Source organism: Methylocystis bryophila, from assembly GCF_027925445.1.
GTDB lineage: Bacteria > Pseudomonadota > Alphaproteobacteria > Rhizobiales > Beijerinckiaceae > Methylocystis > Methylocystis bryophila.
Genome location: NZ_AP027149.1, coordinates 3,862,258 through 3,884,099, shown reverse-complemented (window position 1 = coordinate 3,884,099; position 21,842 = coordinate 3,862,258). Strand labels below are relative to the sequence as shown.

Sequence of the window (21,842 nt, the reverse complement as noted above, 5' to 3'; positions counted from 1 at the left end):
GCCGTCCTTGACACAGATCGGCCGCTCGCCATGCTCGCCGCCATGAGCTGTAAGCCGCTTCAGAGACTCGGGCGGGAGAGCCCGCGCGGAGCAATGACTGACCTCCCCGAGGGCCTTAGTCTGCACCGGGGCTTCTTCGACGCGAAGGCCCAGCTCGCGCTCGCGCGCGAGATCGCTGCGGTGATCGCCGCCGCGCCGCTCTATACCTCCACCATGCCGAAGACGGGCGCCCCCATGTCGGTGCGCATGACAAATTGCGGGGAGCTCGGCTGGTATTCCGACAGGGACGGCGGTTATCGTTACGAGCCGCGACATCCGCTGACGGGAGAGCCCTGGCCGCCGATCCCGCTGACGCTGCTTTCCGCCTGGGCGCAACTGACGGACTATCCGCTTTTGCCGCAGGCCTGTCTTGTCAACGTCTACGGCCCGGAAGCCAGGATGGGCTTGCATCAGGATCGCGACGAAAAGGATTTTGCCGCCCCGATCCTCTCGGTCTCGCTCGGCGCCGATTGTCGTTTTCGCGTCGGGGGTAGGAAGCGCTCGGACAAAACGACCGCGCTCGTGCTGTCTTCGGGCGACGCGCTCGCGCTTGGCGGGGAGGCGCGGCTTTGCTTTCACGGCGTCGACAGGATCCTGCCGACATTGGCGCCTTCTCTCCCGCCTAAGCTGCTAGCGGGAGGCGCGCGCATCAATTTGACGCTGCGGCGGGTGACATGACGGAACTGGTGGCGCCGACAGGCGCAGGCCACAGGAGGAAGAGACAAACGCGTTCGGATGTCGAATCCGAACGCGTCCCGGTCGGCAGGAACGTTTAATCCCTGCGCTTGAGATAGCTTTCGACCATGCCGTCAGCGGCCTTGCGGTCGGCTTCGCTCGCTGAGGCGAGCGCCTTTTGATGCATCTCGACGATCCACTTGTCCGCCGGATGGTCGCCCGCCGCAGCGCGCGCCAGCGAAAGATACATCAGGCCGCGCGGCCGCTCGGCGGAGCCCTCGAACATCACCTGGCCCATGAGCGCCTGCGCGCCAGTATGTCCCTTGCGCGCGGCGAGACCGAGCCAGCTCATGGCCTGGCGCGCGTCCTTTTTCACGCCGACGCCGTCCAGATACATGCGCCCAAGGCTGTATTGCGCGTCGGCGCTGCGAAAGAAGGTCGCGGCATAGCGGAAAAGATCGATGGCGCGCTCGGGGTCGGCGCCGATGCCGGCGTCGGGCGCGCCGTCCCTCAGATAAGCGCCGAGCGCGATGAAGGCGTTCGAGACCATGAAGCGCTCGCCCGGGCTCGGATCGTCATTGGCGAAGCGATCGACGATCTTGGAGAAATAGTCGAAGGCTTTTCGGTCGTCGCGGGCGACGCCGTCGCCGTCCGCATACATGCGCGCAAGCCTCCAGGCGGCAAGCGGCTCCCCGCCATCGGCCGCATGGCGCAGCGATTCGATCGAAACGTTGGCGTCGCGGGAGCTTTCGGAGACCTCCCGCGTGGCGGCGCGCGCATCGCGCTGGCTCTTCGCACTGTCCGCCGCAGACGAGACCTTGGCGAGCGGCTCGGCGGAATCGAGCGCCGGCGCGGGCGCCGAAAACACGGCGAGCAGCGCGGCGAAGCCGAGCACGCCAGCGCCGAGACGCGCGATCAGAGCGCCCCTATGCTCTCCGCCACCCAATATCTGTCCTTCGCGTCGTCTCAGCATCGCTGGCTCTGTCTTCTTTGGCGTCGCTGAAAGCGCGACGAATTGATCCTGCGTTCGCCGTCGGCCTATGTCGGACAAAGCAACTCCGGCCACCTGCAGGCCGAGCCTGCAGGAGTTGTCGCCGCGTCGCCGAATGGCTTGTGACAGGGTGAGAATTGCTCGTCGTTTATGGCTTAAAAGCGGCCTTTGAAACGCAACGACCGCAAGCGCGAGAATGTTTTTCGTCTGTTGCAAAGAGGCAACAGTTTCGCCTTGCTTTGGCCCTGCGTAGACCATCGATGCGTCGCCATGACGCGTCGCGACCCTTTGCTTAGGGGCCGCAGGAGTCTTAACTCTATTCTCAGCGGCGCAGGCCGCGAATCACTTGCGCGCTTGTCACTCGAGCGAAAGCGTTCGAGCGATAGGAAACCGCGCTGGATCAGCTTGCTGAAGCGAATTCTGATTGCAAAGGTCTGTCGACATTTGCGTGATCCGCCCTGAGAGCGAATTAAGCCGACAAGGCGCGCTCGCGCGCCGGGATGGAGAGGGGACAACGACATGAATATCGACCGCGCCGTCTTCGCCTTGTTCGCCACGCTGGCGTCCTTTGGCCTCGCGACCTCCGCAAGCGCGGGCGGCGACGCCGCGCGTGGGGAGGCGATCGCGAAACGTTGGTGCGCCAACTGCCATGTGGTCTCGTCCGACCAGAAATCGGGAAAGGTCGATGTCCCGACTTTCGCCGACGTGGCGCGCCGCCGACCCGACGACCGCTCGCTGGCGAATTTTCTCGTCGAGCCGCATCCGCCGATGCCGAATCTAAATTTGAGCCGTAAGGAGATCGACGACGTCGTCTCCTATATACGTAGCCTCGACCCGAATGCGCCGGCGCCGCCGCCCGCAAAGGATCCCGTGCCGCCGAAGAAGGGATGAGCGGCGAAAGGCCGCCCACCGCCCGATGCCCTACGCCGTCAAGGAAGCTTTCCTCACTTTGCAAGGCGAAGGGCTCCAGGCTGGACGTGCGGCCGTGTTTTGCCGCTTCGCCGGCTGCAATCTCTGGAGCGGGCGGGAGAAGGACCGCGGCGAGGCCGACTGCCGTTTCTGCGACACGGATTTCGTCGGCGCGGACGGCGAGGGCGGCGGTGTTTTCCGCACCGCCTCGGGCTTGGCCGCGCACCTCGCCGGGCTTTGGGGCGAAGCGCGGGCGCATCGCTTCGCGGTGTTGACCGGAGGCGAGCCGCTGCTGCAGCTCGATTTGGCGCTGATCGCGGCGCTTCACGAGCAGGGCTTCGAGATCGCCGTCGAGACCAACGGGACGTTTCCTGCGCCGGAAGGCCTCGATTGGATCTGCGTTTCTCCAAAGGCCGGGACGTCGCTGGCCCTCAGGCAAGGCGACGAGCTGAAGCTCGTTTTCCCGCAAGTCGGAGCCGAGCCCGAGCGTTATGAGAATCTCGAGTTTCGGGAATTCCTGCTTCAGCCCATGGACGGGCCGGAGATTTCGCGCAATACGAAGGCCGCGATCGACTATTGCCTCGCCCATCCGCGCTGGCGGTTGTCGCTGCAGACGCATAAAATCATCGGAGTGAAATAGGCGTGGCGAGTTTCGAGATCTTCCGGGAGTTCTACTTCGAGGCGGCGCACGCCCTCTACGACCCGGAACATCCGACCGGCGGCAAATACCGCAACCTGCACGGCCACTCCTTTCGGGTGCGCGTGACGTTGCGCGGCGCGCCGTCGCCCGAGGACGAGTGGGTCATGGACCTCGGCAAGCTCGGCCGCCGGCTTGCGGAGCTGCGCGAGCGGCTCGACCATTCCTTCCTCAACGACCTGGAGGGTCTCGGCAAGCCGACGCTCGAGAATCTGAGCCTCTATATATGGAGGGATCTGCAGCCCTTCGCGCTGGGCCTGAGCGAAGTCGGCGTTTTTCGCGACAGCTGCTTCGAGGGCTGCGTCTACCGGGGGGACTGAGGCGCGGGCCTCGCTTGATCGGCTCTCGACCGCGCCACTCTTCCGCGCGCCGCTTCCGCCCGCTATGAGGCCAGCGGAGGGACAAGCGCCGTGAAATCACGCAAAAAAGAGGAGCCGCCGCGCGCCTGGCAGCGCATGCTGTCGGGGCGCCGCCTCGACCTCCTCGATCCTTCCCCGCTCGACATAGAGATCGAGGACATCGCCCATGGGCTCGCCCGGGTGGCGCGGTGGAATGGGCAAACGCGGGGGCCCCACATCTTTTCCGTGGCGCAGCACAGCCTTCTCGTGGAAAAAATCGGCGGCGCCTTCAATGCGCGGATTTCCAACGAAGAACGACTTTTCCTGCTGCTTCACGACGCGCCCGAATATGTCATCGGCGACATGATCTCGCCGTTCAAGGCGATGATCGGCGATGTCTATAAGGCGGTCGAAAACCGTATCTTGGCGGCCATACTGCGCCGCTTCTCGCTTCCTCCCCAGCCTGAGCCGGCGCTGATGCTGCTTTGCAAGAAAAGCGACCGCGCCGCGGCCTTTTTCGAGGCGGTTTCGCTCGCGGGCTTTACACGGCGCGAGGCCGAGCGCATCTTTGGCGGCCCGGCCCTCGGAGACGATCTCAGCGGGGAGCTGGCGCCGCTCTCGGTCGAGGCCGCGGAGCGTCGCTACCTCGAGCGCTTCTTTGCGCTGGAGCGAAGTCGCTAGCGCGTTTCCCGCTCGAACGGAATCGTTCGAGCGATCAGGAATCGCGCCTAGTCAAAAAGTTTGAGCATGTCATGATCGGAAAACCGCTTCGCACTTTTCCGTGACATGCTCTAGGTCTGGCGCGAAACGGTTTTCGCTTCGCCCGAAGCGCTGTTAATTTCGCGCGAAATGCGCGGCGAAGTCTGTGGGGGGCTTGCGCGTGGCGTCAATGAATCAGGGCCGGCTCTATGTCTGCCCGTTGACGAAAGTCGTCGAGACCGTGCGCGCCACGGGCGCTCGCTCCCTCGTGACCATATTGACGGCGGGCGCATCCTCTGCGCGCCCCAGCGAGATCGAGCCGCCGCGTCATCTGCGGCTCTCCGTCTCCGACATCGAGGCGCCGACCGATGGACACGTCCTCCCCGGCGCCGAGCACGTCGAGCGGCTGCTTGCCTTCCTGCATGACTGGGACCGCGCGGAGCCGCTGGTCATCCACTGCTACGCGGGAGTGAGCCGCTCGCCGGCGGCGGCCTTCATCGGCGCCTGCGCGCTGTCGCCGACGCGCTGCGAGATGGATATCGCGCGGGCGCTGCGTCGCGCCTCGCCGCATGCGACCCCGAACCGCCGTCTCGTCGCGCTCGCCGATCGGATGCTTGCGCGTCAGGGGCGCATGGTCGAAGCCGTAACGGCGATCGGTCGCGGAGCGGACTGCTTCGAGAGCAAGCCCTTCGCGATGGAACTGCAGTAAGAACGGCTATTCGCCGCCGCGATCGCGCCGATCCGGAGGGACCACTACCCGTTCATGCGCCAAATCCGGCTCGCCGCATCGGGCGAGTATCTGGGCGCGGACAGCCTGCCGCAGAGCCAGGGCAGCCTCGAAGTCTCCGCCCGTCGGCGCAATCGGCGCCCCGACATGCACGCGTATCGCGCCTCGTCGCGGCAGCCAGGAGTCTGCGCGCAGGATCGAGCGGGTTCCGCGGATCGTCACGGGAATGACCGGTAGGCCGAGCTGTGCGGCGGTCAAGAACGCGCCGACGTGGAACTCCATCAGACCCGGCATCCGTGAGAACGTGCCTTCGGGAAACCAAACGACGCGGGCTCCGGCGCGCGCCAGCTCCAAAGCCGCCCTGGCGTCGGCGACGCCGCCCGCCGGATCGGTCCGGCGCACAAAAATCGCGCCGAGCCGCCGCAGGAAGGCGCCGGCGACGGGTTGCCGCGCCAGCTCCTCCTTCGCCACGAAGGCAATCTTTCCGGGACAAACGGCGGCCATCACAGCGCCGTCGAGGTAGCTCGAGTGGTTCGCGACGATGATCGCGTTCGCCTCGGGAAGAGGAGCCTCTTCCTCGACGCTCAAGGGCATGCCGCTGAGACGAAAAAAGCCTCGTGCTCCCCCATGCAGCGCGGAATGTCGCCAGCTCGGCTTCGGGAGCAGCAGCACGCATGGCAAAACCCAGGCGGCGGTCAAAAGCAACCCGCACCAGACATAGGCGCCATAGATGAGCGCGCCCAGATTCGACAGAGCTCGGCGTAATCGCGGCCCTGCGCCGGAGAGCCCAAGGCGCAGGAGTTGCCACGTTGGACTCGAGCGCGCGCCTTCCAGCGCGCCGGCCTCGAACATCGCGCGTGCGGCGGAGCGGCGTATCTTTCCGCTCGATGTCTTCGGCGCCGTGTGCGGCGCGACGAGCACGATTTCGTCGGGCGCGAGATCGAGCACAGCCTGCGATTTCTCGACGATGGCTTGGCGCAGCGCTTCGCGCGCACTGGCCTCCGTTACGCGCGTCTCGGCCATCACGATCAGCCGTTCGGTTCCGGCGCGACGATCGACCGAGGGGAACACCGCAACGCAGCCTTTTCGAACGCCTTCGAGCAAACCCACAGCTTCCTCGAGCTCCTGCGGGTAGATGTTGCGCCCCCCGCGCTTGATGAGATCCTTGATGCGTCCCGTGATGAAGATGTCGCCGCCGGCGATGTAGCCGCGATCGCCCGTCTCCAGCCAATCGCCGTCGAAAAGCGCTTTCGACTTCTCGGGGTTTTGAAAATAGCCCTTCGTCGCCGACGGGCCCTTGAATTGCAGCCGCCCTTCGTGGCGCTCCGGCAATTCGCGGCCGTGGTCGTCGATGACGCGAATCTCATTGTGAGGCAGGGGCTGACCGCAGGCGACGAAAGCCACGGCCTTGGCGCCGTCTTTTTCCACCCTGCGCGCCACACCCTCCCGATCCAAGGCGCTTCGGTCGACGCGCTCGATGAGCGGAGACCTGCCGACGGGCGGAAAAGCGAGCCCGACCGCATTTTCCGCAAGGCCGTAGACGGGAGCCATCATCTCTGGCCGAAAGCCGAATTTGGCGTATTTTTCGACGAAGCGTTCAAGCGTGGCGGGGCTGACGGGCTCGGCTCCGTTGACGACGATGCGCAGCGAAGAGAGGTCGAGCCCAGAAATGGCCGCGTCGTCGATCGCCTTGAGGCAGAATTCAAAGGCGAAGTTGGGAGCCGCGGAAATCGTTCCCTTGTGCCCGTGGATCGCCCAGAGCCAGCGCGCCGGATCGACGAGAAACGAGAGCGGCGACATGATCAGAGCCGGCGCGCCATAATAGAGACTGCCGAGCCAACAACCGATCAGACCCATGTCGTGATAAAGCGGCAGCCAGCTCACGACCCTGTCGGCCGACGTAGCTTTCACGACAGCCCCCATGGCGCGGATGTTGGCGAGCAGATTGCCGTGCGAGAGCACGACGCCCTTCGGATCGCCCGTGCTCCCCGACGTATATTGAATGAGCGCGGTGGACGCCGAGGTCGCGGGCAGCGGGGCGGCGAGCGGCGCGGCTTTCGCCAGATCGGCGATCGTCGCAATGTGGCGCAGGCACGGCGCAAGGCCGGACAAGAGGCCGCCGACGATACGAATCTCCCTGTTCGTGATCAGCGCGGAGGCCCCAGCGTTGTTCAGAATGCCGGCTTGGCGGTGGAGATGATCCTCGATTGTCGCCAAGCGGAACGGCGGGTAGATCGGAACGGGAATGGCGCCGGCGAAGAGAACGCCGAAGAAGGCGACGAAGAAGTCGCGGCTTGTCGGCAGCATGATGGCGACACGGTCGCCCGCCTCGATCTCGCGCTCGATGAGCCCGCCCGCCGCAGCGCAGGCCTCACGGTAAAGCTCGCCATAGGTCAAGGACTCGCGGCGATCGGCGCCCTTCCATAAGAGCACGTGCGCGCGCTGGCCGTTTCGCTGCGCGTGCGACGCCAGCGCCTCGATCAGAGTCTCCGCTTCGATCGGCTCCTGTACGGCTTCGAGCGGCGGCGGCTCCTGCTGCGCTCGGACAAGCCTTTGGACGAGCGAAGGAGCCGCTTCCGCGACGGCGTTGGCGAGGTCTTGAGGGGTGCGGGCCCCGCCGAGAAGACCTTCAGGAAGCTCGGTTTTGAAATGGCGGCCCAACCGCATGAGCAACTCGGCGCGGGAAAGGCTGTCGAGCGCGAGATCGCGGTCGAGATCGCTGTCCAAACGCACACGCCGCGCATCGACGAGCGTGGGGTGAAGCTCCGCAACAAGCGCTCGAACGATATCGACGACCTGCGCGCCGACATCCTCCTCCGGCGGCCTTGGGCTGGCTTCCGATTCTGGCGGTTCTTGTTTCGCGGGGCTCGTCAATGTTCCGCTCCTCGATCCGCCGCGTCCTGGCCGCCGGCGTTCCTATTTCGGGGCCCCCTCCCGCAGGGCGCGACGCAGGATCTTGCCCAGCGGCGTTTTCGGCAACTCGCGTCTGAACTCGACATGGCGAGGGACTTTGAACGCCGCGAGACGCATCCGGCAATGCGCCATGACATCCGCGGTCTTCAGCGAAGGATCGCGTGCGACGACCACGATCTTCACCGCCTCTCCAGAACGCTCGTCCGGCACGCCGACGACGCCGGCCTCGACGACATCGGGATGCATCATGGCGACAGCTTCGACCTCGCCTGGATAGACCTTCAGGCCGGAGACGTTGATCATGTCCTTCTTGCGATCGACGATGCGAACGAAGCCGCATTCGTCGATTGTGGCGATGTCGCCGGTGCGGAAAAAGCCGTCAGCCGTCATGGCCGCGGCGGTCTCCGAGGGCCTGTTCCAGTAACCCCTCATGATCTGCGGACCGCGGACACAAAGCTCGCCGGCTTGCCCGATGGGGAGATCGACTCCCGCCTCATCGCGGATGGCGATCTCGGTCGAAGGGATGGGAAGCCCGCAGGAGCCATTGAACTCTGCGTTTTCCATCGGGTTGCACGTCACGACCGGCGAGGCCTCGGTGAGGCCGTAGGCTTCAATAATTGTGCTTCCGGTGATCGCCTTCCACTTTCTCGCGACCTTTTCCTCGAGCGGCGCGCCGCCCACGGCGACCAGGCGCAGGCTCGACAAGTCGAGCTTGGCGAGATCGGAACAGTTGACGAGCGCCTTGAACAGAGCGTTGACGCCGGGAAAGACAGTGAAGGGCCGTCGCCGCAATTCTCCGATCAGTCCTTTGACGTCGCGCGGGTCCGTCACGAGCACGTTGGTGGCGCCAATCTTGAGACCAAGCAGACAGCTTACTGTGAGCGCGTAAATGTGAAACAGGGGGATCGCCGTGAGGACGATATCTTGTCCCTCCTGCAGCCGCGAGCGGCATTGCGCGTGGTGCTGCTGCAGATTAGCGATGATGTTTCGGTGGGTGAGCGTCGCGCCCTTGGGCGTCCCCGTCGTGCCGCCGGTGTATTGAAGAAGGGCGACGTCGTTGGGCGCGACGGCGATGGCGCGTCCTTGCTGCTTTGCGCCTTTGCGAAGAGCGGTCGAAAAGGAAATCGCATGCGCGATGCGCCAGGCCGGAACGAGCCGCTTTATATGCTTGACGAGGAAATTGACGGCGATCCCCTTGGCAAAGCCCAAGAGGTCGCCGAGCTGCGTCGTGATCACGTGCTTGATCGAGGTCTTCGGCAGAACTTGCTGCACGATCGAGGCGAAATTCTCCAAAACGACGATCGCCTCTGCGCCGCTGTCCGCAAGCTGCCATTCAAGTTCCCGCGCGGTGTAGAGGATGCTGCAATTGACCACCGTGTAACCGCTGCGCAGCGCGCCGAGCAGCGCGATGGGATATTGCAGAATATTCGGCATCATCAGCGCAATGCGCACGCCCGTTTCGAGCTTCAGTTCCCCTTGCAGAAAGGCGCCGAAGGCTTTGGACAAGTCATCGAGCTCGGCGTAGCTCAGCGTGGTTCCCATGTGAACGAACGCCGCTTTCTGGGAATATTTCTCGACGCTTCGATCGAACATCGCGCCGATGGATGTGTAGGCGTCTACGTCGACGTCCGCGGGAACGCCCGGAGGATAGCTCTTCAGCCAAAAACGTTCCATTTGTCGACTGCATCAGGAAAGAGTCGTTCTATAACTAGTCGCCGCCGTCGGCGATGCAAACTGCGCATCCAAGCGCCGCGAGATCAGGCGGCCCGTCCTCGCGCAATCGCGCGCAGCTCCCGCGCCGGCGAGGAGACCACGGCGACCAGGATCCAGAGGGACGAGGCCCCGGCGAAGATGCCGAGGCCGAGGAACAGCGACCACATCGGCGCGCCATGATCCTGCAGGATTGCGACGAGGAGGCCGCCCCCGACAATTGCGCCGGCGTTGAGCACATTGACGGCGGCTATGATGCGCGCTCGCTCGGTTGGCTTTGACTCCGCTTGCAAGGCCGCTGCGCTCGGCACGACGATGAGTCCCCCCGCCGCCGAAAGCAACATCAGGTCGATCAGGACGCGCATGGCCCCGGGCGCGGCGAAATAGGCGGCAGGCGCAAGCTGCGCAGTCTCGCTTGCGGGCGCGATCGTGGCCAGGGTCAGCGCGAGGTCGCCGCAGATGATAGCCCCCAGCGCCGCGCCGATCGCCGCCGGAAGCAGCACGATTCCGGCGCGCAGGAGGAACGCCGCGAGAGCGGCGCCGGCGCTGATAGCGATGGCGAAACCCGCGAAATGCAGCGTCACAACGAGCTCCGACCCGTTGAGCTCGCGCGTGACGACGGTGGGCAGCAGCGCCAAGACGACCGCGCCGATGAGCCAGAAGATCGTCGTGACGAGTCCGAGCCGCCAGAGCCGCGTTTGGCGCCAGAGGTCGAAAAGCAGTACGGCCGTCGCCCGAACGATGTTGAAGTCGAGCGCGAGCTCTGCCGTCGCGCGCGGCGTCGCAGGCATAAAGCGCGCGGCGGCGTAGCTTGCCGCCGCAAGGCTCACCATCACGGCGCCGATGAGAGCAGGCTCGCCACCGCCCTGCATGGACAGAGCGCCGCCAATCGAGCCGAGCAGGATGGCGACGAAGGTCGCGCCCTCAATGAGCGCATTGCCGGCGGGAAGCTCATCTTTCGTGAGGAAATCCGGCAGCGCGGCGTATTTCACCGGCCCGAACAGCGCGCCAAGCGCGCCAAACGCCGCCAGCGCAAGGAAGAGCAGCGGCGTCGAGCCGAGGAGGAAGCCCAGGCCTGCGAGCGCAGCGGCGGCGATTTCGATGAGCTTCAGTCGTTGTGCGACCTTGGCCTTGTCGTATTTGTCGGCGAGCTCGCCCCCGAGCGACGAGAGAATGAAGTAGGGCGCCATGAGCGTCGCCGTGGCCAGAGTCGCGAGCGCGGCGCCTCGCTCGCCGACGACATGCGCGAGAATGAAGAGCGCGAGCGCGGCCTTGAAGAAATTGTCGTCGAACGCCGCGAAAAACTGGCACCAGAACAAAGGCGCGAAGCGTCGCGAAATCATCAACGGCTTCTGGTTCGAAATTCTTTCGCAAGAGTCCATCGGGGTCTCCGATTCGTTCCGCGCGTAGATCATAGACTTCACACGCGCGGAAGTCCCTTCCGGTCACAGGCGAGCATTTGGAGGATTATCGCATTCGGAGCGGCGGCGGCCGCTTCGTTATTGGCGCTTGCAAGCGTAGCGCGTTTCCCGCTCGAACGGAATCGTTCGAGCGATAAGGAATCGCGCCAAGCCAAAAATTAGAGCATGTCCTGACCGGAAAACCGCTTCGCACTTTTCCGAGACATGCTCGAGAGCTTGTCATGCTCCAGACCAGCCGGGCGTGTGAACGCAGCAAATCTCGCCGCTCGAAGACGCTTTGTCTCCGCTTTGTTGGCGGGGAATTTCTTTCATAATACCAACGTGTTGTCGACGCTGAGCCAGGAGCCTCCCCGGGTTCAAGCTACTGTCACGTTTAAGTCATCTGGCTTGTCTAACGGAATATGGCGCTTTTGTGGCGACTCTCATAACCCGAACGGGGGCAACATGATCTTCAAGGTTTCAGCCGCTTCTGCGCTAGCCATGTTCACGGCTACGGCGGCATTCGCCGGCGGTCCGACGTTCACATACAAGCCAAACAGCTTGGTCGAATCCACCGTCAATCGCGGACCCTGGACCCTGCATCAGCCGGGCAACGCCGTTGTGTCGGCCTATGATGCGTCAGGCGTCACAGCGACAAATCCGGCAAACAAACCCTATGCAAGCTATTGCGGCTCGAATGGCAAAGTCGTCGTCAATCAGGGCAAGAGCGTCATGCAGCCCTATTATTTCCCTTTCGTGCACAAGGTGAACGGGCAGCTTGAAGGGCTCTTCGACTATCGCCCGCGCAACCAGCAAGAGGCCACTGTCTCGGCCTATTCGAACGATTGGGGCGCCACTTGGAACGTGGAGCTCGAGATCCTTGCTCTCAATTCTTACTGCCCTTTCGATCCGACGGACGCCAACAATTCCTACGTCACCGTGAACGGGGCCAAGACCACTTACGGACTGAACGGGGACAATGCGGCGGATAATGGTCTCGGCCATCCCGTCGCTCTGACCATCAAAGGCGTGCAGAGGCTTTACCTCCTGAACCGCGCCACCAATCACATCGACTCCGATCAGCTGGTGGTGCACACGCTTCCCGCCAATGTGCTGCCGCCACTGCTCGGGCTCCAGAGCCCCTTTGCATCCGATAATTATGCGCCGCCGACGCCTCCTGTGATCGGCAATTACCCGACTCTCGATTCGAAGGCGACCGCGACCACGGGCTTGCGAAATCCCGACGCGATTCTCGGGACCGTGAATTTTGGCGCTACGGGAATCGCTGTAATCTACGTGTCCAAGGTGCTGGACGGCACGAAGCCCGACACCTCCGGGAATTACCCCAATCTCCCGCCCAATTATCCGCTGCCTGTGAAAAACTGCGCAAAGACGCCGGACTTCGCGCTGACGAACATCATCAACGGCAGCGGAAAGAAAGCCAACTATGACGTCATCAGCATCCGCGTGGCCACGACGACGGACGGCGTGAACTTCACAGATGTTGGCGCCGTGCCCTATGGGCCAGCCTCCGGGGCGCTGAGCGACCCCAACAGCACGGGCGCGAAGGGAGCGGCGGACTCGTTTGGCGGAATTCGTTGGCTCGGCAGCGGCAGCATCGTCCCCCTCGCGGACGGACGTTACGGAATGTTCTTCGGCGCTGGAAACTGCCTCGACAACGACTCGGACGGTTTCCACTTCATCGGTTATGCGGAGACCGCGAATGTGGTGAACGGTCCAACCGATTTGCTGAGCTGGACAGTGATCAATGGTCTCGACAATCCGGTCATGTCGACTGACACGGTCACCGACTATAGCTCGAGCCCGGTTTCGCCCTATCCCAAGCAAACCCCAGTGGTGGCCTTGACCGGCGTCAATCTGCTGACCCCGGCTCAGGTTCTGCCCTGGACGCCGCCGACGCCCGCCGCTCCCATCGTGACGCCGCCAGGGGGCTACAACTCGAACTTCTTCAGCGGGCGCCTCTACGATCCCCAGGCGCTTTACACGGACAATCAGACGCTGACGATTGTTTTCGCAGGCTATAACACGCCGCAGCCAAGCAACAATTTGGGCGATTACCGCTCTATCGGTCGCTTCCAGCTCCAGGTTCCGACGGGCTATTTCAAGGCCTTCTGAAGCGTGGCTCATCAAAGGGGGTGAGCGCTTGGCTCGCCCCTGCGTTCAGTCTACGTACCCGCCCCTCTCGCGCTACCGCGCGCCAGCCGGCGAGTTTGGAAATGGAGTCGCCGTGGCGGGCTAGCGCGTTTCCCGCTCGAACGGAATCGTTCGAGCGATAAGGAATCGCGCCAAGTCAAAAAGTTTGAGCATGTCATGACCGGAAAACCGCTTCGCATTTTTCCGGGGCATGCTCTAAAGCGCTCCGGCGGCCCATTCCTTCGGGGCGCCCAATGCCCCAGCTCGGGCTGAACGAGGGTTATTTCCATGGAAAGAACTTCGTCCTCATGGCCATTTACACCGCAACACGGCGCTGGCGGCGCATTGTGCATAATTTCTGGTTGACAGTTAAATGCAAGTCGAGTAATATCATAATATAGCTCGGGAAATAATGGGCTGGTGATGTAATTGTGATTCCTATTATAGGTTTGCAGTAGATTTTTATTTTGGAGATCATATGCAGGCGTATTCTCCTTCCTGTTTCAGAAAGATGCATTTTGGGCGTGTCCTTTCGCGCGGAGCGATTGTCAGCCTCTTCTTCCTGCCAGCGATCTCTTCGACTTTCGCGGAAGAGTCTCATCAGGCGCCACGACCGCAGTTCAGGTCTTTCGCAGAACCCATCGCCGCCGCGCCGAGCTGTCCAAGCTCAACAGGAACCGGCCACAACTATGCCGGTCAGGACTTGACCGATCACAATTTCAGCGCCGATCCGGCGGGTTCGTTGGTTGGCGCGAATTTCAAGGGCGCGAAGCTGAGCGGGGCCGTGTTCGCCGGCCAGGATCTCACCAATGCGAGCTTCGAAAGCGCCAAGCTCGACCCTTCCATACGTCCCGTTGACTTCACGAGCTCCAAGCTCGCGAACACTTGCTTCATCGGCGCCGTCCTTGATGAAACCGATTTCACCTACGCCGACATCACTTGCGCCGACTTCTCCTACACGTCGCTTATGAAGGCGACCTTCGGTCCCATCCAGAACATCCACGCAGGCGGCAATTGTCGAACCAAGTTCGTCGGCGCGACGCTCGACGTTCATCTGATCTCCAATGACGCTTCCGGCCGGAGCAATTGGAGCCAGTCGGACTTCACCGCCGCAAATTTCCAGAACCTCTCACCCTCGACGTTCAACCTGCGCGGGAAGGACATCACCGGCGCCATTCTCAAGCTGACGAGCTTCATCGGGATCGACATGACCGGCGCCAATCTCACCGACGTCGATTTCTCAAAGGCCGTTTTGACGAAGGCGAAGCTCGATCAGACCGCAATCAACGGCGCGAAATTCTACAACGCCCAGGCGGGATCGGCCACGTTCATCTGCGCTCAGGCCTACGGCAATTCGGGCGGTAAGAAGCTTCCCGACAACACGCCCTGTCCCCCCGCGCCGACGTCGTCCGATTCGCTCAAGCCGGTCGATTTCACCTTCGCCGGGCTCTCAAACGCCACCTTCACCGCGGCCACGCTGGATCACGCCATATTTGCCGGCGCGAACTTAAACACTGGGACGCTTCCCAACAGCAGCCTCGTGCAGGCCAATCTGCAAGCCACGGACACGCCTGACGGGCCGAGCGGCCCGGCCAATGTTCAGTTTGCTCTGTTCTCCAACACCGATTTCACCAATGCGCAGCTCGGCTCCGTCGTATTTTCCGGCGGCGTGCTGACAAGCGCGATTTTCGACAACACCACGCTGAACGGCACGACCTTCAATAGCGCGATCATGCCGGATGCGAGCTTTATAACGGCGACGTTGCAGTCGGTCGATTTTTCCGGCGCCAATCTGCAAGCCGCAAAATTCAACGGCGTGCGCGTTCACGCGCCGAGCGGAGGGGGCTTTGCGGCGCATTTCACCTGCGCCCAGCTCGGTGGCGCAAATTTCAAGGACGCCGTGATCGCCGCCGCCGATTTCGGCAACGCCGTCATGCCGGCGGATTCGGATTGCTGTCCGGCGAGCAAGGGCGGGCAGCCGTGGTGCGGCGTCGTCGACGCCACGCAACAGACTTACGGCCCCGTGACCTTTCCGATCCTCAACTCGCCGTCGACCTGTCCGAACGGCGACACCGGTCAGTGCATGGGCGATCAGTGGCGCCTCTCCGGCAATTGGGTGACGCGGGGATGCAACCCGAACAAGGTACCGCAGACCATGTGGTCGAAACCCAATTGCGGCGGCAAGCCCGGTGACATCGTCGTGTTCAAGGACCCCAATCTCAAGAGGTGCATTCTCGCGACCTTGCCTGGTCAAACCGAGGTGCTGGTCGCTTCGGCTCAGCAAATCATTCAGGTCGATTGCCCCAACCTCGGCATCTCCGACCTGGGCGGCCTCGAAAATTTCATATCGCTGACGCGGCTCAATCTTTCCGGCAACGAGCTCACCTTTTTCAATCTATCTTTCGTTTCCGGCGGATCTACCGTAGCGAGCAATTTACAAAGTCTTGATCTCAGCGGCAATAAATTGACCACTCTCGATTTGACGAACCATCCTAATTTAATCTCGCTCGAAGCGTCGAATAATCAGCTCGGCGCGATCCTACTAAATGCGAATGCAGCGCCAGTATATATTTCAGCCTCTCACAATAAGCTCGCCGCTTTTGACCTGTCGATACAAACGTCGCTCGCCTATGCAGATTTTTCCTATAATAACCTCTCTAGTGTCTTGGACGATTACAACCACGATTTGAGCAATCTAACAGGGCTTTCCTATCTCGATCTGTCGCATAACGCGCTCAAGACGATCGGCTCGATAAATAGCCTCGCCTACAACAAGGTTGCGGGTACGGGCGGCTCGCTCAGATCCCTGTCCCTCGCCTGCAATCCCGATTTCCAGTGCAGCGACCTCGGAATCTACGACGGCACGAATTATCCCGCGGCTTCGACGAGCTTGTGCTCCGCCTATTCGACGACCACCGGCAAATGGACCCCGCTCCGCAACCCAAGCTGCCCGCCGAGCTGATCGTCGTAACCTTATTCGTTCATCAAACCATCGCGCAAAGAAGGACCAAAGGCATGACTGGGCTCAAGCGGCTGCAGACGATATTTTATGCCGATTTGTCGGACGCTCATCCAGAGGAAGACCACTGGGTCTCGGTGGCGGGCCAACGTTATCCCCTCGAGCCGTTCAAGCCGGAGGGCCTCAAGGAGCTTCTGGCCCGTGCGCCGCATCTAACGGCAGGACGCAACGATCTTCGGATCACCCACTGCGTCAAAGGCGCGATCCCCATGCGCATCGACACGGTGGTGCGCGTGCATTTGCGGCATTCCTTGAGAAAGACACCGGGCGCAAAGAGCGAAACGGGCATAAGCCACTCTGCGATCTTTTATCCGCCGAAGCAAAACCTGCTTGACGCGCTCGGTCCTGACGAAGTCTGGCATGCGCCGCCGATCGATTACACCTCGACCGCTCAGAATTTTCTGTTTCACCACCCGGACATCATCAACAAGGACACGACGCTCACGCAAATCATTATCGATGAGTTCATGGCGGGCGACGTGAGCATCGCGACCGCCATCAATAATCTGGCGACCCTCATGCGTCAGATGGGCCCGCCGAAGGAGACGGGCGGGTGGGCGACGCTGGAGCCCTACACGCCGCCGGAAAACGAAGAAACGGGCTTCGACGGCAAGACGACGTATTATCATCAAATGCCGACTCCGGCGGTGCAGGGCGCGGCGCTGACGCCCTTGTCGCCGCTGCTCATCAGGATCAAAAACGACGCGCGTTTCGAGGGCAAGAAATGGACGGTTCAAACCGGCCAAGCGGTTGTCCCCGCTTCTGCGCCTATAAGAGCGAAATTGGCGGACATCGCCGTGAGCGCGGAGGCGGGCGCAGACAATTGGCAGGCCGCGGTCAGCAACAGCGCGGCCATCAGCGGATGCGAAACCTCGATCGCGGTCGTCGACTCGAGCAAGCGGCAAATCTCCATCAAGATGGAGAATAGCTATATTCGCTATTTGACCGCTTACATCCGGTTTTATGACGCGAACGCCAATCCCATTTCGGTTCCAAGCTGGAAACCGGATGACGCCGGCATACTCTACGACGCGATCACGGAGCTGCCGAATATCCAAAGCGACGAGGTGCGTTACATCGGCTTTCTTTCGCCGATGAACAATGTTTTGGCGGTGCCGATCGGACCGCCCGGGACAGCGAGCGCGCTCGTCACCTTCCCCGAGAATGCGGTGAGCGCAAGCGTCTATGGTTCGGGTCTCGGCACAGGGCACAATCCTTGGCCGTCGACGCCGGCGCTGGGCGGCACGCTCACCGGCGTTTTCAACCTTGGCGTTCCCGCCTTCATGCTCGGCTTCGGCGCCGCGGCGCAGAGCTACAAGCCGCTTTATGACATCGTGGAGAAGATCACCAAGACCAAGGCGTTTCTCGTTGCGGTCGGCGTCATACTGACCGGCTGGACGGCCTATATCGTCGGCTCGTCGGTCTACAACAAGCAGATGAACTGGAGCTCCTTCACCTCGTTGGTGAGCCTCATATTCGACAAGGCCGCGACCAAAGCGCTGCTGTGGGTCGAAGCGGAGCTGGCCGCGGGAGAGCTCGAGGATCAAATCCCCTTCGCCGGTTGGATCATGCTGGCGGTCAATATCTGCACCGGCGTCGCGCAGATGGCCGAGACGATCGTCGAGGTCGCAACCTCGGATTGGAACATCGAGAACAAGGTCTCGACGACCATAACGACCTCCGTGACCGTGCGTCCCGATCCGCGCAACAAATCATTTCCGGAAGGCAAAGCGGGCGCGAAGCGCAGCTGCACGGTGAAGATGATCTATAAAGATCAGACGCGGCCGACGGTGTCGCAGACCTTCGATCTTCCCACCGGCTTCACCGCGACGAGCTTCCAGGTTCAATTCGCGGGCAACACGCTGGGCGGGAGCGTCAAGCTCGAGGCCGATTTCTATATCGAGAGCTGGCTCGCCGGCAAAGCCACGACGGGATATGTGGAGAACGACGAGAAGCACGCGGCGACGATCGACATGTACCTCGTCGAGCAGCCCGTGCCATTGAGCGCGAAATCGATTTACACGCACGCGCGCATTCTCACTTACGTCAACGGAGCCTATGGTTGGACCGACACCGCCGTCGCGCCGACGGCGACCATCGTGAGCCGCGACACCAGCCCCACCGGAAACGCCATCGGCGACTGGACCGGACTCACGCTGAGCCAGCGGTTGGGCATGATCGGACTGGCTTGGGAGGCCGCGGGAACTGGCGTGGCGGATTGCGACACAGGGTCCACCGGGCAGCTCTACGTCTTCCAGAACATCAATATTCCGGGAACGTCGATGGATGCGGTGAAATTCCCGAGCTGCGGCTTCACGGGGCAAACGCGGCTGATCTACGATCCGTTTCCGCCGAAGTTCCTCATGGACAGTAGCGGCAATTGGGTTATCGATCCCGCCACGAAGCAGCCGGAGCCTGATCCCAAAGACGTCAAGCTCGGCGAATATTACGTCGACCCGCGCCCGGCGAACCTCCCCTACGACCAGGGCGGCGGCTATCATCTGCGTAAGATTACACTCGACGACAGCACGCCCTTCAACATGGCGAGCGTCCAACCGAGCTATGGCCGTTTCGCCTATTTCCCAGACTCGGTCTGCTTGCACCCTTCGGGGATCGTCATCGGCGTCAGCGCGAAATATCAGAAGCTGCAGATCGTCACCTTGACGCGCGATGGCGCCGCCGACTCCGATCTTCCTCTCGGCCAAATCGGGGCGGGACCGGCGCAAGACAAAAATCGGCCCGGCTTGCTGTTCCATCCCGTCGCCGTCGCCTGCGCCTATGACGGCGCCGTGATCGTGCTGGAGGACACGAAGTCGTCGACGGGGAAGAGCGTGGATGTGGTCTCGCGCCTCTCGGCCTATGATCTGCACATGAACCCGGTCAATCGCTTCTTCGACGAGAAGGGCCAGCCGAGCCCGTGGCTCTATCTGTCGAACGCCTCAGACTATTACTATCTCGACCTCGCCACAGTCGGCGATGAAAAGCTGACCTATATTTACATCCTGTACTATACAGGCTCCGGAGCGCAGCCCTCCGACTACCACATGGCGATCTACACTTATGGATTGACGCCGCCGGCGTCGAATCCATTGGTCGTGACGAATGCGATCGCCGCGGCCAGGCTCTCCGTGGACATGTGGCATTCGGCTTACACACTCAATTTCGCGATGGTGACGGACGGCAAGGGCCAGCCCGCGGGTCCGAAATCTTCGACCACCGGCCCCGCGGGACGAACGGTTCCGTCGGTCAGCATGTGGGCGCCGCCGCTGCCTTCAGCCTGAACCGGCTCCGCGACAGGCTCAGCCGATGACATTGCAGAGCGCGTTCGAGACTGAGGCTTTCGAACGCGCTCCAGCCGGAAATTTCTGAATTGCAGGTAGTCAGTGGGAGGCGGCAACACCGTGATCTTGACCAGGGCGGGACGAACGGTTCCGTCTGTCAGCGAGTGGCTGCCGTCGACGCCTAAGAGGGGACATCGATATGCCAGTTTTGCGCATTGCACGCCGCTCGTGTCTGCTGGTGGTCGGATGGCTGGCGCTGTCGCCGCTCGCGGTGGGACAGGAAAGGCCAGCCGAGCCCCAGCACGCTCCGCCGGAGGCTGCCAGACCGAACGACAAGGCGGCCACGAAGGTATATTCCTGCCCCGCCTGTGATCTGCGGGGGCATAGTTTCTCGGGCGAAGACCTGACAGACGCCAACCTGTCCGGCGCCGACCTGAGTTCCGTAGACTTGTCAAACGCGACGCTCTCGGGGGCCACTCTGGCCGGGGCCAATCTCAGCGACGCCAACCTGAGCCACGCGCATATGGAGCCCTCGAGCAGCGGCCGCACCGATCTTTCCAGCGCCAATCTCAGCGGCGCCAGGCTGGAGGCTGCCGTCGTCACGGGAGTGGATTTCGAATACGCGAACTTAGCCGGCGCCGACTTCTCTGGCGTCGACCTTACGAAGGCGATCATAGGCCCATCCCCGAAATCGGGCGTTTATCGGAACAGGAAGACATCGTTTCGTAACGCCATGGCGCCGGCGTCGATGAAGACTGACCCGGAAACGATGGAGTTGACCGGATTGAAACAAGCCGCGGGCAATCCCGCGCAGGGCGCCACGGCTGTCCCCATAGTGACCTGCAACGGCGATGTTTCAAAACTGACCAACGTGACCTACGTGACAACCGCCGGAAACGACGGTGCGGGTTGTGGCAAGACTTACGCCGGCGCCTGTTTGACGATCGGACGGGGAATACAGAACTGCAGCGGCGCCAGTTGTGCGGTGCTGGTGGGCTTCGGCCAGTATCAGCAGAACTCGACACTATCGATCACCGCGGCGGGCATCAGCGTGTACGGCGGCTGCGTCCCGGAGGGATCCGGCGCCTATTACTCGGAGATTTTGGGGCCGAGCTCCGGCGTCCCGGCGGTATCGGTGGGGAACAACTCGGGCAGTGTATTGTTCCAGGGCTTCAAGGTGGTGGGCACAACACCGCCGGGTGTGGGCGGCGCCAGCATTGCGATGCAAATTATTGGCGCGGCCAGCGTCGTGAATTCAAACGTGTACGCAGCGACGGGGGCGCGTGGGGCGCCCGGCAATGGCGCAAACCCCGGAACCGCGGGCGGCAAGGGATCCGGCCAAACCGCAGGCACGGCGGCTTGCCTCGGCGGCACTCCTACCAGCACAGGCGGCGGCGGCGCCGGCAAGATGAACGTCTCGGTAGATACCGGGTCAGGTGTTTGCACTCCCTCGTGTCCCAACGGCTGCACTGGATCGTGGGGGTACGCCGGCTCGACAAATTATTGGGCGCCAGGGGGAAGTTTTGGCAGCCAAAATTGCGCTGGTGCGGCTTGCCCCTATTCTTCGGGTGGGACCGGAGGCGGCGGAACGCCGGGACACGCTGCCCCTTGCGGAGGCGGCGGCAGAGCGAACGCAAACACGTCCGGTACTTTTGAAGCTTCTTACGTCGGGACCGTCGGCGGCTCCGGAGGAGCAGGCGGCAATGGAGGCGGCGGCGGCGGGGGCGGGTCCGGCGGCTACGATGGTGGATACTGTTTCGGCTACCAACAACTTTCTGGGGGCGTCGGAGGAGGAGGAGGAGCCGGCGGCTGTGGAGCGGCCGGCGGTACCGGCGGGGGTAGCGGCGGCGCGTCTTTCGCGATTGTGAATATGGGCGCAGCGCTCACGCTCGGCGGGTCGCGCGTGGTGGGAGGACTGAGCGGCACAGGAGCGGTGGGCGGCGCCGGGGGGAACGGAGGCGCCGGCGGGTCGGCTGGCTCGGGAGGCTCGGGAGACAACTGGTGGGGCCATGGGTCTGCCGGCAGCGGCGGCGGGGGTGGTAGCGGCGGCGCGGGCGGTGGCAGCGGCGGGGGCGGGGGCGGCAACGGAGGACCATCGGTGCTGATCGCGCTGGTGGGATCGCGGGCCGCTCTGAATGACCTCAACACCAACGATTACCAGCTTGGCGCCTCCGGCGGTGTGGGCACGGGAGGCGGCGGCGGCACGGCAGCGGACAACTCCTGCACGGCGGAGACCGGGAATAGAGGAGTGGCTGGAACTGTTCAGAAGACAGTGAGCTACTGAGTTCAT

General features: G+C 62.8%; 14 protein-coding genes. 10 read left to right on the top strand and 4 right to left on the bottom strand.

What is annotated here, in order from left to right; all coding sequences use genetic code 11:
• Positions 1 to 93 precede the first annotated feature (93 nt).
• Complete coding sequence (locus QMG80_RS17920) at positions 94 to 717, top strand: alpha-ketoglutarate-dependent dioxygenase AlkB (protein ID WP_085770421.1); 624 nt, start codon at positions 94 to 96, stop codon at positions 715 to 717.
• Positions 718 to 811: 94 nt separating this feature from the next.
• On the opposite strand, the gene QMG80_RS17915 is transcribed toward QMG80_RS17920, so the two are convergent.
• Positions 812 to 1,687 (bottom strand): tetratricopeptide repeat protein, encoded by an 876-nt coding sequence (locus tag QMG80_RS17915; protein ID WP_085773482.1) that lies wholly within the window; start codon positions 1,685 to 1,687, stop codon positions 812 to 814.
• Between the two features lie 537 nt (positions 1,688 to 2,224).
• Here QMG80_RS17915 and QMG80_RS17910 point away from each other — a divergent pair.
• The 5 genes from QMG80_RS17910 to QMG80_RS17890 all read left to right on the top strand — a co-directional run bounded on the left by QMG80_RS17910 (position 2,225) and on the right by QMG80_RS17890 (position 5,057).
• Positions 2,225 to 2,596, top strand: coding sequence for a c-type cytochrome (locus QMG80_RS17910; protein ID WP_085770420.1), 372 nt, complete (start codon positions 2,225 to 2,227; stop codon positions 2,594 to 2,596).
• 25 nt (positions 2,597 to 2,621) lie between these two features.
• Positions 2,622 to 3,254 carry a 7-carboxy-7-deazaguanine synthase gene (queE, locus tag QMG80_RS17905; RefSeq protein WP_085770419.1) on the top strand — a complete coding sequence of 211 codons (633 nt, stop codon included), beginning with the start codon at positions 2,622 to 2,624 and terminating at the stop codon, positions 3,252 to 3,254.
• A 2-nt stretch (positions 3,255 to 3,256) separates the two neighbouring features.
• Complete coding sequence (locus QMG80_RS17900; RefSeq protein ID WP_085770418.1) at positions 3,257 to 3,631, top strand: 6-pyruvoyl trahydropterin synthase family protein; 375 nt, start codon at positions 3,257 to 3,259, stop codon at positions 3,629 to 3,631.
• A gap of 135 nt (positions 3,632 to 3,766) precedes the next feature.
• Positions 3,767 to 4,330, top strand: a complete 564-nt coding sequence (locus QMG80_RS17895; protein WP_085773481.1) for an HD domain-containing protein — start codon at positions 3,767 to 3,769, stop codon at positions 4,328 to 4,330.
• Positions 4,331 to 4,538: 208 nt separating this feature from the next.
• Positions 4,539 to 5,057: a tyrosine phosphatase family protein gene (locus tag QMG80_RS17890; protein ID WP_085770417.1), complete on the top strand. Its 519-nt coding sequence runs from the start codon at positions 4,539 to 4,541 to the stop codon at positions 5,055 to 5,057.
• Between the two features lie 6 nt (positions 5,058 to 5,063).
• Here the strand turns inward: QMG80_RS17890 and QMG80_RS17885 are convergent, their stop codons facing one another.
• The 3 genes from QMG80_RS17885 to QMG80_RS17875 form a co-directional block, all read right to left on the bottom strand.
• Entirely contained in the window at positions 5,064 to 7,949 is a 2,886-nt protein-coding gene (locus tag QMG80_RS17885) for an AMP-binding protein (RefSeq protein ID WP_085770416.1), read from the bottom strand.
• 42 nt (positions 7,950 to 7,991) lie between these two features.
• Positions 7,992 to 9,662, bottom strand: a complete 1,671-nt coding sequence (locus tag QMG80_RS17880) for an AMP-binding protein (RefSeq protein ID WP_085770415.1) — start codon at positions 9,660 to 9,662, stop codon at positions 7,992 to 7,994.
• An 83-nt stretch (positions 9,663 to 9,745) separates the two neighbouring features.
• Positions 9,746 to 11,041, bottom strand: coding sequence for an MFS transporter (locus QMG80_RS17875; RefSeq protein ID WP_158658581.1), 1,296 nt, complete (start codon positions 11,039 to 11,041; stop codon positions 9,746 to 9,748).
• A gap of 522 nt (positions 11,042 to 11,563) precedes the next feature.
• Here QMG80_RS17875 and QMG80_RS17870 point away from each other — a divergent pair.
• The 4 genes from QMG80_RS17870 to QMG80_RS17855 all read left to right on the top strand — a co-directional run bounded on the left by QMG80_RS17870 (position 11,564) and on the right by QMG80_RS17855 (position 21,836).
• The gene (locus QMG80_RS17870) at positions 11,564 to 13,234 is read left to right on the top strand and encodes a hypothetical protein (protein ID WP_085770413.1); all 1,671 of its coding nucleotides are present in this window, start codon (positions 11,564 to 11,566) and stop codon (positions 13,232 to 13,234) included.
• Between the two features lie 721 nt (positions 13,235 to 13,955).
• Positions 13,956 to 16,214 carry a pentapeptide repeat-containing protein gene (locus QMG80_RS17865; RefSeq protein WP_158658580.1) on the top strand — a complete coding sequence of 753 codons (2,259 nt, stop codon included), beginning with the start codon at positions 13,956 to 13,958 and terminating at the stop codon, positions 16,212 to 16,214.
• 53 nt (positions 16,215 to 16,267) lie between these two features.
• Complete coding sequence (locus QMG80_RS17860) at positions 16,268 to 19,552, top strand: hypothetical protein (protein WP_199769025.1); 3,285 nt, start codon at positions 16,268 to 16,270, stop codon at positions 19,550 to 19,552.
• 199 nt (positions 19,553 to 19,751) lie between these two features.
• Positions 19,752 to 21,836 (top strand): pentapeptide repeat-containing protein, encoded by a 2,085-nt coding sequence (locus QMG80_RS17855; RefSeq protein ID WP_085770411.1) that lies wholly within the window; start codon positions 19,752 to 19,754, stop codon positions 21,834 to 21,836.
• Positions 21,837 to 21,842 lie beyond the last annotated feature (6 nt).

Excerpts from the sequence above, each read along its gene's own strand:
- QMG80_RS17920 (WP_085770421.1), top strand. The coding sequence starts at position 94 with ATGACTGACCTCCCCGAGGGCCTTAGTCTGCACCGGGGCTTCTTCGAC.
- QMG80_RS17915 (WP_085773482.1), bottom strand. The coding sequence starts at position 1,687 with ATGCTGAGACGACGCGAAGGACAGATATTGGGTGGCGGAGAGCATAGG.
- QMG80_RS17910 (WP_085770420.1), top strand. The coding sequence starts at position 2,225 with ATGAATATCGACCGCGCCGTCTTCGCCTTGTTCGCCACGCTGGCGTCC.
- queE (WP_085770419.1), top strand. The coding sequence starts at position 2,622 with ATGCCCTACGCCGTCAAGGAAGCTTTCCTCACTTTGCAAGGCGAAGGG.
- QMG80_RS17895 (WP_085773481.1), top strand. The coding sequence starts at position 3,767 with ATGCTGTCGGGGCGCCGCCTCGACCTCCTCGATCCTTCCCCGCTCGAC.
- QMG80_RS17890 (WP_085770417.1), top strand. The coding sequence starts at position 4,539 with ATGAATCAGGGCCGGCTCTATGTCTGCCCGTTGACGAAAGTCGTCGAG.
- QMG80_RS17880 (WP_085770415.1), bottom strand. The coding sequence starts at position 9,662 with ATGGAACGTTTTTGGCTGAAGAGCTATCCTCCGGGCGTTCCCGCGGAC.
- QMG80_RS17875 (WP_158658581.1), bottom strand. The coding sequence starts at position 11,041 with ATGATTTCGCGACGCTTCGCGCCTTTGTTCTGGTGCCAGTTTTTCGCG.
- QMG80_RS17870 (WP_085770413.1), top strand. The coding sequence starts at position 11,564 with ATGATCTTCAAGGTTTCAGCCGCTTCTGCGCTAGCCATGTTCACGGCT.
- QMG80_RS17860 (WP_199769025.1), top strand. The coding sequence starts at position 16,268 with ATGACTGGGCTCAAGCGGCTGCAGACGATATTTTATGCCGATTTGTCG.
- QMG80_RS17855 (WP_085770411.1), top strand. The coding sequence starts at position 19,752 with ATGCCAGTTTTGCGCATTGCACGCCGCTCGTGTCTGCTGGTGGTCGGA.